The organism is Bradyrhizobium sp. HKCCYLRH2015 (genome assembly GCF_051168215.1).
Lineage (GTDB): Bacteria > Pseudomonadota > Alphaproteobacteria > Rhizobiales > Xanthobacteraceae > Bradyrhizobium.
On record NZ_JBNPUO010000002.1, the window covers coordinates 509,313 to 522,702 of the forward strand.

The following is a 13,390-nucleotide window of genomic DNA, read 5'->3' on the forward strand; positions in this document are numbered from 1 at the left end:
GGCCAAGCAGGAGCTTAGAATGGCAATGGATGAGATCGTCGACGGCCTCTCGGAGGTGTCCTGCGACGTGCTGGTGATCGGCGGCGGCACCGCCGGCCCGATGGCCGCCCTGAAGGCCAAGATGAAGAATCCGAAGGCCAACGTCGTTCTGCTCGAGAAGGCGAACGTCAAGCGCTCTGGCGCGATCTCGATGGGCATGGACGGGCTGAACAACGCGGTCATCCCCGGCTACGCGACGCCGGAGCAGTACACCAAGGAAATCACGATCGCCAATGACGGCATCGTGGACCAGAAGGCGGTGTATAAATACGCCCAGAGCTGCTACGGGATCATCGAGGAGCTCGACAGCTTCGGCATCCGCTTTCTCAAGAACGAGAACGGCGACTATGCCGTCAAGAAGGTGCACCACATCGGCACCTACGTCCTGCCGATGCCGAACGGCGAGACCGTCAAGAAGGCGCTGTATCGTCAGCTGCGGCGGGCGCGCATCCTGATCTCCAACCGCTACATGGCGACGCGGCTCTTGAAGTCGAGCGATGGCCGCATCGCCGGCGCCGTCAGCGTCAACACCCGCACGGCCGAGATGCTGGTGATCAAGGCCAAGGCGGTGATCCTGTGCATGGGCGCTGCCGGCCGGCTCGGCCTGCCGACGTCGGGCTACATGTTTGGTACCTATGAGAACGCCGCCAATTCCGGCGACGGCTATGCGATGGCCTATCACGCGGGTGCCGCGCTCGCCAATCTCGAATGCTTCCAGATCAATCCGCTGATCAAGGATTATAACGGCCCGGCCTGCGCCTATGTCGCCGGGCCCTTCGGCGCCTACACCGCCAACAACGAGGACCGCCGCTTCATCGAGTGCGACTATTGGTCGGGCCAGATGATGCTGGAGTTCTACAACGAGCTGCTGTCGGGCAAGGGGCCCGTGTTCCTGCAGCTCAAGCACCTGCACGACAAGACGATCGAGGAGATCGAGCACACCCTGCACAAGGTCGAGCGTCCCACGCGCGGACTGTTCCAGGAGGGACGCGGCGTCGACTACCGCAAGGAATCGATCGAGATGCACATCTCCGAGATCGGCTTCTGCTCAGGCCACAGCGCGTCGGGCGTGTTCGTCGACGACAATGCCCGCACGACCGTGCCCGGGCTCTATGCGGCCGGTGACATGGCCAGCGTGCCGCACAACTACATGCTGGGCGCATTCACCAACGGGTCGTTCGCCGGGCTCGACGCGATGGAATTCGCCGACAACCATGATTTCGGCGAGATCGATGCCGCCGAGGTCGCGCTGGAGCGCGAGCGCGTGCTGGCGCCGACCAAGCGCGAGGACGGCATTCCGCCGAACCAGATCGAGTACAAGACGCGGCGGCTCGTCAACGACTATCTGCAGCCGCCGAAGGTGACGCGGAAGTACGAGCTCGGCATGCGCCGGCTCGCCGAGGTCCGCGAGGACATGCAGGAGCGCATGATCGCGCGCAACGCGCACGAGCTGCTGCGTGCGCTGGAGGTGCAGTCGATCATGGATTGCGCGGACATGGCAGCCCATGCCTCGCTGTTCCGCGAGGAGAGCCGCTGGGGGCTCTATCACTGGCGGACCGATTTTCCGGACAAGGACAACGAGAACTGGTTCTGCCACACGCTGCTGAGCAAGCAGGACGGCCGCATGACCAGCGAGAAGCGGGCGGTGCAACCCTATGTCGTGCCGATCGCGGACGACGAGAAGGACCTCTACGACAAGCAGCGCATCCGCGCCAGCGCCTGACGATCAGACGGAGAACGAGACATGCCTCTTGCCACCTATCAGACGTCGGTTCCGGTCGTCGTCGACGACGCCAAATGCATCGCCGACAAGGGCTGCACGGTCTGCGTCGACGTCTGTCCGCTCGACGTGCTCAGGATCAGCGACATGACCGGCAAGGCCTTCATGGCCTATGATGAATGCTGGTACTGCATGCCCTGCGAAGCGGATTGCCCGACCGGCGCCGTCACCGTCAACATTCCCTATCTGTTGAGGTGATCATGTCGAGCCCGTTCGAAGCCTATGACGATCTCGACGACGCCGACGAGCGGCTCGGCGCCGCCGATCCGGCGGAGCGGCGGGTCGCGATCATCGCATTGGGACATTCCGGCGATCCCGCCGCGGTCGCGCATCTGGCGAAGATGGTCGCCGATCCCGACGCCGGCGTGCGCCAGCAGGTCGCCATGGCGCTCGGTGAGTTCGACGGGCCGGAGGCGGCGGAGGCGCTGGTCCAGCTGCTCGTCGATCCCGAGCGGATCGTCGCCTCGGCGGCCGCCGACAGTCTCGCCGAGTTCAAGGATCCCGCTTCGGCCGACGCCATCCTGCCGCTGGTGAAGCATGCGCATGCCTTCGTCCGCATGGGCGCGCTGCGCGCGCTGAAGGAGCTGCGGCGCAAGGACACGCTCAAGCCGGCGCTGGAGGCGCTGCAGGACCCGGATGCAGCCGTCCGCGTGCAGGCGATCGGCGTCATCGGCTTCCTCAAGCTCGAGGAGTCGATTCCGGCGCTGACGGCGTTGATCGGTGATCCCGATGCGCATGTCCGGCGTGCGGCGGTCAGCGCGCTCGCCTTCTCGCACATGAAGATCGCCGCGGAGACCATCACCCGCGCGCTCAAGGATTCCGACTGGATGGTGCGGGAGATGGCGGCCGAGACGCTCGGGCTCAATGTCAATGGTGCCGTCGCCGCCGATCCGTTGATCGCCTGCCTGGCGGATGAGTTCTGGCAGGTGCGCCTGAAGGCGATCCGCAGCCTCGGACGCATGAAGGTGCTGCATGCGGTGCGGCCGATCGGCCAATGCATCACCCACGAGCAGGCCAATCTGCGCAAGGAGGCGGCGGCTGCGCTGGGCGAGATCGCGGCGCCCGACGGCGAGCCGTACCTCGCGCTGGTCGCCGACGATCTCGATCCCGACGTTCGCAAGAACGCGAGATGGGCGCTGCACCAGATCGCGGCGAGCAAGGCGAGAACCGGCGCGTAATCGCGCGCCGGCCGCGAGCGTTCCCGACCGCCTGCCGGACCAGGCGGCAAGCCAGATGACGAGCCTTGCGACGATGATGTCGCGGCCGATCGCGCGCGAGCCCCGCAGGGCCGCGCGCCGCACGTTCGCGTGCACCCCACGTCCGGTTCTGGACGGCTCCCGGATTGTCTGACAGAAACGTCGGACGCATCCATCGGGCATCATCACCGCTGCAGCGCAAACGAGGAGCGGCCGGCCAATCCGGCCATGGTCACACGCCTCCGTTGCCTCGGCTGTCGAACGGCCGCGTTGTGATGCGCCGTGCCGAGGTCTGAGATGACCCGCGGACGAGCTGCAAAGGAAGTCGGAGAGCTGCCATGAACGCCAATGTCAAACTGCCTGCCGCCAAGGGCGTCTTCATCGACAACAAGTGGCAGCCCGCGCAGTCGGGCCGCACCATTGCGATGCTGGCGCCGGCGACCGGCCAGGTGATCGCCTCGATCGCGGCAGGTGATGCGGCCGACATCGATCTTGCGGTGGCGGCGGCGCGCCGTGCGCTCGAAGGGCCGTGGGGCCGGCTCGCCGCAGTGGAGCGCGGGCGCCTGCTGTCGAAGCTCGGCCGCCTCGTCGAGGATCATGCCGAGGAGCTCGCGAAGCTCGAAGCGGCCGACACCGGCAAGCCGATGAAGCAGGCCAGGGCTGACGTCGTCGCCGTCGCGCGCTATTTCGAATATTACGGCGGCGCCGCGGACAAGGTGCATGGCGACACCATCCCGTTTCTCGACGGCTTCTTCGTCACGACCGTCTACGAGCCGCTCGGCGTCACCGGCCATATCATTCCGTGGAATTATCCGGGGCAGATGTTCGGCCGCACCGTCGCGCCGGCGCTGGCGATGGGCAACGCGACCGTGATCAAACCGGCCGAGGAGGCCTGCCTGGTGCCGCTGCGTCTTGCCGAGCTCGCGGCGGAAGCCGGCTTCCCCGCCGGTGCGATCAACGTCGTGCCGGGTCTCGGTGAGGAGGCGGGTGCGGCGCTGTCGGCGCATGACGGCATCGACTTCATCTCATTTACCGGCAGCCCCGAGGTCGGCACGCTGGTGCAGACCGCGGCTGCGAGGAATCACATCGGCTGCACGCTTGAGCTCGGCGGCAAGTCGCCGCAGATCGTGTTCGCCGACGCCGATCTCGATGCCGCATTGACTTCGGTGGCCGCGGCGATCGTGCAGAACGCCGGCCAGACCTGCTCGGCCGGCTCGCGCGTGCTGGTGGAGCGCTCGATCTGGGACCGCTTCCTCGCCGACCTCACCTTGCGCTTCGAGAAGATCACGGCCGGTACGCCGGAGATGGACCTCGATCTCGGCCCGGTCATCAGCGCGGTCCAGAAGACGCGGATCGAAAACATGCTGGCCCGCGCCGAAAGCGGCGGGGCCAGGCGCGTGGCGACAGGCAGGATCGCCGAAGGCGTGCCCGGCGAGGGCTTCTACGTCGCACCGGCACTGTATCAGCACGTCGCGCGCGACTCCGAGCTGGCGCGCGAGGAGGTGTTCGGTCCGGTGCTGGCGGCGATGCCGTTCGACGACGAGGCCGACGCCGTCAGGCTCGCCAACGCCACCGATTTCGGCCTGGTCGCCGGAGTCTGGTCGGGCGACGGCTCGCGGGCGATGCGCGTCGCGCGCAAGGTCAAGGTCGGCCAGATGTTCGTCAACGGCTACGGCGCCGGCGGCGGCATCGAGCTGCCGTTCGGCGGCATGAAGAAGTCGGGCCACGGCCGCGAGAAGGGCTTCGAGGCGCTGTACGAGCTCGCCGCGATGAAGACCCTGATCGTCAAGCACGGCTAGATCAGTGGAGCCGGGGCTCCGGTCAATTCCGCCGCACGGACGCGACGACGCACGCCGTGCGGCGTTGTTGTCAGTCCGCGCGGCGAAGCGCTAATGACGTCAGGTGTTACAAGGGAGACGAGCGGATGAGCGACGAAAAGGAATTGTTCGAGAAGGGCCTGAAGGTGCGCCGCGAGGTGCTCGGCGCGGCCTATGTCGATGGCAGCCTCGCCAAGGCCGACGACTTCATGATGGCGTTCCAGCACATCACCACCGAAATGTGCTGGGGCTATGCCTGGACCCGGCCCGGGCTCGATCGCCGCACCCGCAGCATCATCAATCTCGCGATGCTGACCGCGCTCAGCAAGCCGAGCGAATTGAAGCTGCACGTCAAGGGCGCGCTCACCAACGGCGTCACGGTCGACGAGATCAAGGAGATCCTGCTGCACGCGACCGTCTATTGCGGCATTCCCGCGGGCCTCGAGGCGTTCAAGGCCGCCCATGAGGTGCTGGTCGCGGAGGGCGCCATCGCCAAGAAGGACGGCGCATGAGCGTGCCGCAAAAGGTCCTGTTCGTCGGCATCGGCAACATGGGCTGGCCGATGGCCGCGCGCCTGCTCGGCGCCGGCTTCGCGGTCGCCGTCAATGATGCCGTGCCCGGTCGCGCCGAAGATTTCGCGCGCCGGGTCGGCGGCATCACGGCGGGGGATCTTGCGGAGGCAGCGGCAGATGCCGATGTCATCATCACGATGCTGCCGACCAGCAAACATGTCGCGGACGCGGTCGCGGCATTGCGCGCGGGCCTGAAGCAGGATCACATCCTGATCGACATGAGCTCCGGCGCGCCGGCGGCCACGCAGGCGATTGCGGCCGATCTCGCTCCACTCGGCGTGACCATGCTCGATGCGCCCGTCAGCGGCGGCGTGCCGCGCGCGGTGACCGGCCAGCTCGCGATCATGGCCGGCGGCGATGCGGCCGCGCTCGACCGCGTCGAGCCGCTGCTGCGCGCCATGGGCACCACGATCCACCGCATCGGCAGTCTCGGCTCCGGCCAGGCGATGAAGGCGCTCAACAACCTCGTCTCGGCCGGCGGCTTCCTGATCGGCATCGAGGCGCTGCTGATCGGCCAGCAGTTCGGCATCGATCCCGGCCTGATGACCGACGTGCTCAACGCCTCGACCGGCATGAACAACTCGACGCAGAAGAAGTTCAGGCAGTTCGTGCTGTCGCGCCAGTTCAACAGCGGCTTCGGCCTCGACCTGATGGTGAAGGACCTGTCGATCGCGCTCGAGGTCGCGCGCGCCAGCGGCGTCGCTGCACCGTTCTCCAATCTCTGCCGCGAACTGAGCGCCAGCGCGCAGGGATTGCTCGGACCGGGCCAGGACCACACGGCGCTGGCGAAGCTGAGCGAGGCGCTGGCCGGCGTCGAGCTGAAGGGCTGACTACCCCTGGCGCCGCAGGAAGCCGGTGATCGTCACCTTCTCCCAGATCCCGGCCGCGGCGAACGGGTCGGCGCGATTGAAGGCTTCGACCTCGGCGCGACCGGGAGCCTCGACCAGGAACAGGCTTCCGATCATCGTCGAGCCATCGTCGGAAACGAGCGGGCCGGACATCACGATCGTGACGGGCAGGCGGGCGCTGTCGCCGAGATAGGCCTTGTGGGCATCGTAGTTGGCAAGCCGAACCGGCAGCGCGTCGCGCTTGTCGAGCGCGTGAATCGCAAACAGCATGAGTTCTCTCCGCAAGTCGAAACAGGACGGCGGCGTGCCGCCCTGCTTCCGGACTGATGGCTGATCCTATTTCGCGCCGAGCTTGCCGGCATCCTCGAAGCTCGGGCAGGTTCGCTGTTCCAGCGCCACGTCGAACGGCTGGTAATTGTCCTTGGTGATGACAGTCGGCTTCAGCACGATCTCGTTGATCACCGGCTGGCCGCGCAGCGAGCGGACGGCCATCATGGTGCCGAGGCAGCCCTGGGCGAAGCCGTTGTAGTCGCCGCTGGCGAGCAGCTTGCCGGACTTGATCGCGTCGATCGCCTCCTTGGTGCCGTTGATGCCGATCACCTGCGCCTTGCGGTTGGCGCCGTCCAGCGCCTCGATCGCGCCGACCGCCATCGCGTCGTTGGCGGCGAGCACGCCGTCAATCTGCGGGTTGGACTGCATCAGGTTCTCCATCACCTGCAGCGCCTGCAAGCGCTGATAGTTGCCGGGCTGCGACGCCAGCAGCTTCGCGCCGGGGTTCTCCTTGAGCGCGTCGTTGAAGCCGCGGACGCGGTCGACATTGGTCAGCGAACCCTTGACGCCCTCGATGATGACGATGTTGCCCTTGCCGCCGAGGGTCTTCAGCAGGAACCGGCCGGTCTCGAGGCCGAGGCTGTAGTCGTCGGCGCCGACGAAGGCTATGAACTTGCCGCCGGCGGAGCGGTCGGTGATATTGACGACGGGGATCTTGGCGTCGTTGATCTTCTCGACGCCGGGCACCATCGCCTTGTAGTCGACCGGCGTGAACACGATCGCACTCGGCTTCTTCACCACGACGTCCTCGATCTGGCTGAGCTGCTCGGGGATCGAGTCCGGCTTGGTCGGGATGTAGTGCAGGACCTTGGCGTTGAGCACCTTCGCCATGTTGTCGGCGCCGACCCGCACCGTCTGGAAGAACGGATTGGTCTGGTTCTTGGTGAAGACGGCGATGGTCTCGCCGTCGGCGCGGGCCTGCGTCGCGCCTGCGGCGATCAGCAGTGACAGAGCGAGACAGCGCGTGATCCGATGTTGCATGTCGTTTCCTTCCCTCGTTTTTTTGGTCGTCTTAGAGGTTCATTGCGCCGGGCGCCGGGTCTTCATGTCGAGCCAGACGGCGATGATCACGATGATGCCGGTGACGAGCGGCTGCCAGTTGGCGCTGATCGCGAGCAGGTTCATGCCGTTCAGCACCAGCGTCAGGATCAGGGCGCCGATGAAGGTGCCGAACACGGTGCCGACGCCGCCGAACAGCGACGTGCCGCCGATCAGCACCGCGGCGATCGCCGGCAAGGTGAGGCTCTCGCCGATGTCGGCCTCGGCCGAGTTGAGCCGCGACAGGAAGATGATGGAGGCGAGCCCGGCCATGGTGCCGGACACCGTGTAGACCAGCAGCAGCCGGCGCGCGACCGGAATGCCGGACAGCCGCGCCGCGACCGGATTGGCGCCGATGGCGTAGATCTCCTGGCCCCAGATCGTGCGCTGCGCGAAGAACGATCCGATCGCGAGGAACACCAGCAGCAGATAGACCGGGATCGGCAGCCCGAGCAGATAGCCGCTGCCGATCTGGCGGAAGCCCGCGGGAAAGCCGTGGATGGTCTCGCCCGCCATGTACCAATAGGTGACGCCGTTCAGCACCCAGAGCATGCCGTAGGTGGCGATGAAGGAGGGGATGCGCAGCGCCGTGACCATGAAGCCATTGAGGAAGCCGACGCTGCCGCCCGCGAGCAGCCCGGTCAGGATTCCGAGCACGGGCGAGCCGGTCTGATGGATCACGGTGCCGGCGAGACACGCCGACAGCGCGACGTTGGCGCCGACCGACAGATCGAGGCCGGCGGTCAGCACCACCAGGGTGAGGCCGGAGGCGATGAAGAAGGTCAGGCTCGCCTGCCTCAGCACGTTGAGGATGTTGCCGAGGCTGAGGAAGGCGTCGCTCAGCACGGTCAGCGCGGCGCAGATCAACAGCGCGGCGAGCATGCGATAGAACACCTGCGCTGCGTTCTGCGACAGGAGCGAGCGCGGCGGCGGCAGCGTGTCCTTGGCGATGTCGGTCATGATCGGCTCCGCAGGCCGTCGAGGAACATCGCGACGATGACCAGCGCGCCGACGCTGGCGACCTGCACCGAGGAGGGCAGGGACACCAGGTTGAGCCCGTTGCGCAGCACGCCGACGGCGATGACACCGAGCACGGTGCCGAGCAGCCAGCCATTGCCGCGCTCGAACGAGGTGCCGCCGACCGCGACCGCCGCGATGGCGTCGAACTCCATCCCGAGCCCCGCGGTCGGATGTCCCGAATTCATCCGTGCGGTCATCAGCAGTCCGGCGATGCCCGCCATCGTGCCGCCGATCGCATAGACCGCGATCAGGAGCCTTGTCGGCGACAGGCCGGCATAGCGCAGCGCCTCGCGGTTGCCGCCGAGCGCGAAGATGTAGGTGCCGAACCTGGTATGATACAGCAGGCCGTGAAACACGGCGTAGGTGGCAAGCCCCATCACGATCGGCACGGGGATGCCGAGCAGCGTCGCCGCATAGATGTCGCGGACGCCGTGGGGAATGCCGACCACGCTCTGGCCGTCGCTCACGATCAGCGACAGTCCCTGCGCCATGCCGAGCGTGGCGAGCGTCGCCACGAACGGCGGAATCCCGACGACCGCGACCAGCCAGCCATTGACGGTGCCGAACGCGGCGCCGGCCAGCACCGCGGCGCCGAGGCCGAGCAGCACCGACTTGGTCGCGAGCGAGACGATGGCGACGCAGAGCGAGGTCAGCGTCAGCACCGCGCCCATCGACAGGTCGAGCCCTTCGGTCATGATGATCAGGGTCATCGGCAGCGCGAGCATGGTCAGGATCGTCGACTGCACCAGCACGTTGGAGAGGTTTGCGGCCGACAGGAAGCCGGGCGCGATCGCGCCGAACAGCGCGATCAGCAGCACCAGCACGATCGCCACGCCCGGAATGCGCTGCAAGGTTCGGATCGGCGAGACGATGGCGGTGTCAGTCATCATGCATCCCCAGTCGCACGATATTCTCCTCGGTCAGCTCGCCCCGTGACAAATGCCCGGCGATGCGGCCTTCGCGCATCACATAGGCCCGGTCGCAGACGTGGCAGATCTCGATCTGCTCGGACGAGATCATCAGCGCGGCCGCGCCGTCGGCGACCAGCCGGTCAATCAGCGCGAAGATCTCCGACTTGGCGCCGACGTCGATGCCGCGGGTCGGCTCGTCGAAGATGAACAGCCTGGCGCCGGCCGCCAGCCACTTGCCGATCACGACCTTCTGCTGGTTGCCGCCTGAGAGCAGGCCGACCGTCTGCCGCGCCGTGGGCGTTGCGATCCGCAACTGCCGGATCAGCCCGTCGGCCGTGCGCTGCGCGCCGCGGGGATCGTACAGCCCGCTCGGAAACAGCTTCTTCAGCGCCGACACCACGAGGTTGTCGCCGACGGAGCGCAGCAGCGCCAGGCCCTCGCTCTTGCGGCTCTCGGGGATCAGCGCGATGCCACGGCGCGCGGCGATGTCGGGCTCGCCCGCGATCGGCTTGCCGTCGAAGATGATCTCGCCTTCGCTGACCGGATCGGCGCCGAAGATCGCGCGCGCCACCTCGGTGCGGCCGGAGCCAACGAGACCGCACAGGCCGACGATCTCGCCCCGCCGCACCTCGATGTTGATGTTGGCAATCCCGCTCGGCGCGCTCAGTCCCTTGACCTCCAGCACGAGCTCGCCGGGCGCTTCTGCGAAATGGCGCGGATAGCTCATGTCGATATTGCGCCCGACCATCATGCGCACGAGCTGGTCGGGGGTGACGTCGGCGGGCCTGATATCGTCGATGCGGCGGCCGTCGCGCAGCACGGTGATGCGGTCGCCGAGCGCGAACACCTCGGCCATGCGGTGCGAGATGTAGACGATGGCGACGCCGTCGGCCTTCAGCCGCCTGATCAGCGCGAACAGCAGCTCCGCCTCGCGGTCGGACAGCGCCGCGGTCGGCTCGTCCATCACCAGGATCCGCGCATTCTGGCTGATCGCCTTGGCAATCTCCACCATCTGCTGCTGCGCGACGCCGAGCGTGTCGACGATGACGGAGGGATCGATGTCGAAGCCGATGCCCTCGAGCACGCGCTTGGCATCGGCCAGGATTTTGCGGCGGTCGATGGTGCCGGGGATGCGGCCCTTCGGCTCGCGGCCGAGAAAGATGTTCTGCGCGATGTCGAGGAACGGCACCAGCGAGAATTCCTGGAAGATGACGGCGATGCCGAGCTTCTGCGCGTCGGCCGTCGATGATATCTCGACCTTCGCGCCCTTGGAGATGATCTCGCCGGCATCGGCGCTGTAGGCGCCGCACAGCACCTTCATCAGGCTGGATTTGCCGGCGCCGTTCTCGCCGAGCAGCATGTGGACTTCGCCCGGGTAGATCGCGAACGACACGTCGTCCAGCGCCTTGACGCCCGGAAACGACTTGCTGATGCCGCGCAGCTCCAGCAGCGGCGCGGGCGATGGAGCTCCGATGGCGGCCGCCGCGCTCATGACGGTGCTCCGCCGGCGAAGATCTTGCCCGGATTCATCAGGCCGGCGGGATCGAGCGCGGCCTTGATGGCGCGCATCACGGCGACGGCCCCGCCGAGCTCGTCCTCGAGATAGTCGATCTTGCCGAGGCCGATGCCGTGCTCGCCGGTGCAGGTGCCGTCCATCGCGATCGCGCGCGCCACCATGCGCGCCTGCAGCGCCTTGGCGCCGGCGAGCTCGCTGTCATCGCTGGGATCGACCAGGATCAGCATGTGGAAATTGCCGTCGCCGACATGGCCGACGATCGGCGCGAGGAAGCCGCTGGCGTCGGCGTCCCGGCGCGTCTCGGTCAGGCACTCGGCGAGCCGCGAGATCGGCACGCAGACATCGGTGATGACGGCGCGCGCACCGGGCCGCAGGCCCAGGCCGGCGTACAGCGTGTTGTCGCGCGCGTGCCACAGCCGGCTGCGGTCCTCGGCCGCCTTGGCCCAGGCGAAGCCGCGGCCGCCATGCTCGGTCGCGATCGCCTCCGCCGTCTGCGCCTGCTCGGCGACGGCCGCCTCGGAGCCGTGGAATTCGAGGAACAAGGTTGGCGCTTCCCGATAGCCGAGCTTGGAGTAGGCGTTGATGCCGCGCATCATGACGTCGTCGACGAGCTCGATGCGGGCGGCGGGGACCGCCGACTGGATCAGGGCGATCGCGGTGTCGACCGCGTCGTGCAGGGTCGGGAAGCTGCAGGTCGCGGCCGAGATCGCCTGGGGCAGCGGATGCAATTTCAGCGTGATCTCGGTGATCACGCCGAGCGTCCCCTCCGATCCGACGAACAGCCGCGTCAGGTCATAGCCGGCGGCCGATTTGCGCGCACGCTTCGCGGTGCGGATCACCCGGCCGTCGGCCAGCACCACCTCCAATGCGAGGACGTTGTCCTTCATGGTGCCGTAGCGCACCGCCATGGTGCCGGAGGCTCGGGTCGAGCTCATGCCGCCGATCGAGGCGTCGGCGCCGGGATCGATCGGAAAGAACAGGCCGGTCGTGCGCAGCTCCGCATTGAGCTGCTTGCGGGTGATGCCGGGCTGCACCACGACGTCCATGTCGGCATCATGCACGGCCAGCACCTTGTTCATGCGAGCGAAGTCGAAACAGACGCCACCCGCGGCCGCCGCGGCATTGCCTTCGAGCGAGGTGCCGGCGCCGAACGGCACGATCGGCATGCCGGCCTCGGCGCACAGCCCGACGATGGCGCTGACCTCCTGCGTCGTCTCCGGGAATACGACGATGTCGGGCGGCATCGCGGGATAATACGACTCGCTGCGGCCGTGCTGATCCAGCACGCCGCGCGCGACGCTCGCGCGTGGTCCGATCAGGCACGAAAGCCGCTCGGCCAATGCGCCGGTGCCGACCCGCAACTCCATCGTTCCTCCCGTCCGCTTCCTCGACGACGACAGGACTCTTGACGGTCCTTGTCGTCCGCTCAGCTCAAGCCCGATCGCCGCGCTCCGCAAGCGCTTTCAGGCCGAAGTCGTAGTTGAGATGGAAATATCCCTCCGCCACCATGCGGCCATCTGGCGCACGGCCCGGCGGGCAGCGCGTGAAGTCGCGGATCAGGCTGTCCTTGACGCCGAACACGACGTCGGAATCGAGATACTGGTCGCCGGCGACGAACACATGGGTCACCAGCCGCTCGAAGCCCGGCGCCGAGATCATGAAATGCACATGCGCCGGCCGCCACGGATGCCGTCCCTGCGCCGCCAGCATGTCGCCGACTGGCCCGTCATTGGGGATCGGATAGGCGGCGGGCTTGATCGACCAGAAATGGAAGCGGCCGCCGGCATCGGTGCGAAAGCGCGCGCGCATGGCGAGATCGCCGATCTGCTCGAGCCGCTGCACGTCGTAGTAGCCGTCATCGTCGGAGTGCCAGACGTCGACCACGGCGCCAGCGAGCGGCCGGCCGTCGGTGCGCGACACCGAGCCGGTGACGAGCAGCGGATCGCCCTTCATCGGCCCCGCGATGTCGTCGCCATTGGCGCGCTCCGGCGCGGCCTGGACGAAGAACGGGCCGAGCACGGTGGTCTCGGTGGCGCCTTCAGGCACGGGATGATTGATGGCGTCGACCAGCATGGAGACGCCGAGCGTGTCCGACAGCAGGATGAATTCCTGGCGCTTGTCGTCGCACATCCGGCCGGTGCGGGTGAGGAAGTCGATGCCGAACTCCCATTCCTGCTGGGTCGGACGGACCTCGCGCACGAAGGCATGGAGATGGCGCACCAGCGCCTCGCTGATCTGCTTGATGCGCGCATCGCTCGCGCCCGCCAGGCGGTCGAGCACGGCATCCGTGATCGTGGTCTCGTTGAAGTTGCGCACGAGGCGG

13 protein-coding genes are annotated in these 13,390 nt (G+C 67.3%); 6 read left to right on the forward strand and 7 right to left on the reverse strand.

The window, feature by feature from the left end; genetic code table 11:
- The first annotated feature begins 19 nt into the window (after positions 1 to 19).
- The 6 genes from ACQR1H_RS06430 (at position 20) to ACQR1H_RS06455 (ending at position 6,234) form a co-directional block, all read left to right on the forward strand.
- Positions 20 to 1,762: a fumarate reductase/succinate dehydrogenase flavoprotein subunit gene (locus tag ACQR1H_RS06430; protein ID WP_316181613.1), complete on the forward strand. Its 1,743-nt coding sequence runs from the start codon at positions 20 to 22 to the stop codon at positions 1,760 to 1,762.
- Between the two features lie 21 nt (positions 1,763 to 1,783).
- Entirely contained in the window at positions 1,784 to 2,017 is a 234-nt protein-coding gene (locus ACQR1H_RS06435; RefSeq protein WP_006609939.1) for a 4Fe-4S dicluster domain-containing protein, read from the forward strand.
- Positions 2,018 to 2,019: 2 nt separating this feature from the next.
- On the forward strand, positions 2,020 to 2,997 hold the full coding sequence (locus ACQR1H_RS06440; protein ID WP_434873214.1) for a HEAT repeat domain-containing protein: 978 nt from the start codon (positions 2,020 to 2,022) through the stop codon (positions 2,995 to 2,997).
- Between the two features lie 356 nt (positions 2,998 to 3,353).
- Positions 3,354 to 4,814 (forward strand): aldehyde dehydrogenase family protein, encoded by a 1,461-nt coding sequence (locus ACQR1H_RS06445; protein WP_316236904.1) that lies wholly within the window; start codon positions 3,354 to 3,356, stop codon positions 4,812 to 4,814.
- Positions 4,815 to 4,939: 125 nt separating this feature from the next.
- Positions 4,940 to 5,344 (forward strand): carboxymuconolactone decarboxylase family protein, encoded by a 405-nt coding sequence (locus ACQR1H_RS06450; RefSeq protein ID WP_315713518.1) that lies wholly within the window; start codon positions 4,940 to 4,942, stop codon positions 5,342 to 5,344.
- Positions 5,341 to 6,234 carry an NAD(P)-dependent oxidoreductase gene (locus ACQR1H_RS06455; RefSeq protein WP_434873213.1) on the forward strand — a complete coding sequence of 298 codons (894 nt, stop codon included), beginning with the start codon at positions 5,341 to 5,343 and terminating at the stop codon, positions 6,232 to 6,234. The genes ACQR1H_RS06450 and ACQR1H_RS06455 overlap by 4 nt, the downstream gene beginning before the upstream one ends.
- Here ACQR1H_RS06455 and ACQR1H_RS06460 read toward each other — a convergent pair whose 3' ends face one another.
- The 7 genes from ACQR1H_RS06460 to ACQR1H_RS06490 all read right to left on the reverse strand — a co-directional run bounded on the left by ACQR1H_RS06460 (position 6,235) and on the right by ACQR1H_RS06490 (position 13,383).
- Complete coding sequence (locus ACQR1H_RS06460) at positions 6,235 to 6,522, reverse strand: YciI family protein (RefSeq protein ID WP_315752359.1); 288 nt, start codon at positions 6,520 to 6,522, stop codon at positions 6,235 to 6,237.
- 66 nt (positions 6,523 to 6,588) lie between these two features.
- A complete protein-coding gene (locus ACQR1H_RS06465) occupies positions 6,589 to 7,563 on the reverse strand; it encodes a sugar ABC transporter substrate-binding protein (RefSeq protein ID WP_434873212.1) in 975 nt (324 codons plus the stop codon).
- A gap of 39 nt (positions 7,564 to 7,602) precedes the next feature.
- Positions 7,603 to 8,580, reverse strand: coding sequence for an ABC transporter permease (locus ACQR1H_RS06470; RefSeq protein WP_434873211.1), 978 nt, complete (start codon positions 8,578 to 8,580; stop codon positions 7,603 to 7,605).
- A complete protein-coding gene (locus ACQR1H_RS06475; protein ID WP_316236910.1) occupies positions 8,577 to 9,527 on the reverse strand; it encodes an ABC transporter permease in 951 nt (316 codons plus the stop codon). The genes ACQR1H_RS06470 and ACQR1H_RS06475 overlap by 4 nt, the downstream gene beginning before the upstream one ends.
- A complete protein-coding gene (locus tag ACQR1H_RS06480) occupies positions 9,520 to 11,043 on the reverse strand; it encodes a sugar ABC transporter ATP-binding protein (RefSeq protein ID WP_434873210.1) in 1,524 nt (507 codons plus the stop codon). Before ACQR1H_RS06480 ends, ACQR1H_RS06475 begins: the two co-directional genes overlap by 8 nt.
- Entirely contained in the window at positions 11,040 to 12,434 is a 1,395-nt protein-coding gene (locus ACQR1H_RS06485) for an FAD-linked oxidase C-terminal domain-containing protein (protein ID WP_434873209.1), read from the reverse strand. Before ACQR1H_RS06485 ends, ACQR1H_RS06480 begins: the two co-directional genes overlap by 4 nt.
- Before the next feature lie 64 nt (positions 12,435 to 12,498).
- Positions 12,499 to 13,383: an intradiol ring-cleavage dioxygenase gene (locus tag ACQR1H_RS06490; RefSeq protein WP_434873208.1), complete on the reverse strand. Its 885-nt coding sequence runs from the start codon at positions 13,381 to 13,383 to the stop codon at positions 12,499 to 12,501.
- Positions 13,384 to 13,390 lie beyond the last annotated feature (7 nt).

Bases quoted from the DNA above. Each gene is read 5' to 3' on its own strand.
- ACQR1H_RS06440 (WP_434873214.1), top strand. From the start codon at position 2,020: ATGTCGAGCCCGTTCGAAGCCTATGACGATCTCGACGACGCCGACGAG.
- ACQR1H_RS06450 (WP_315713518.1), top strand. From the start codon at position 4,940: ATGAGCGACGAAAAGGAATTGTTCGAGAAGGGCCTGAAGGTGCGCCGC.
- ACQR1H_RS06445 (WP_316236904.1), top strand. From the start codon at position 3,354: ATGAACGCCAATGTCAAACTGCCTGCCGCCAAGGGCGTCTTCATCGAC.
- ACQR1H_RS06470 (WP_434873211.1), bottom strand. From the start codon at position 8,580: ATGACCGACATCGCCAAGGACACGCTGCCGCCGCCGCGCTCGCTCCTG.
- ACQR1H_RS06465 (WP_434873212.1), bottom strand. From the start codon at position 7,563: ATGCAACATCGGATCACGCGCTGTCTCGCTCTGTCACTGCTGATCGCC.
- ACQR1H_RS06475 (WP_316236910.1), bottom strand. From the start codon at position 9,527: ATGACTGACACCGCCATCGTCTCGCCGATCCGAACCTTGCAGCGCATT.
- ACQR1H_RS06485 (WP_434873209.1), bottom strand. From the start codon at position 12,434: ATGGAGTTGCGGGTCGGCACCGGCGCATTGGCCGAGCGGCTTTCGTGC.
- ACQR1H_RS06460 (WP_315752359.1), bottom strand. From the start codon at position 6,522: ATGCTGTTTGCGATTCACGCGCTCGACAAGCGCGACGCGCTGCCGGTT.
- ACQR1H_RS06430 (WP_316181613.1), top strand. From the start codon at position 20: ATGGCAATGGATGAGATCGTCGACGGCCTCTCGGAGGTGTCCTGCGAC.
- ACQR1H_RS06435 (WP_006609939.1), top strand. From the start codon at position 1,784: ATGCCTCTTGCCACCTATCAGACGTCGGTTCCGGTCGTCGTCGACGAC.
- ACQR1H_RS06480 (WP_434873210.1), bottom strand. From the start codon at position 11,043: ATGAGCGCGGCGGCCGCCATCGGAGCTCCATCGCCCGCGCCGCTGCTG.
- ACQR1H_RS06455 (WP_434873213.1), top strand. From the start codon at position 5,341: ATGAGCGTGCCGCAAAAGGTCCTGTTCGTCGGCATCGGCAACATGGGC.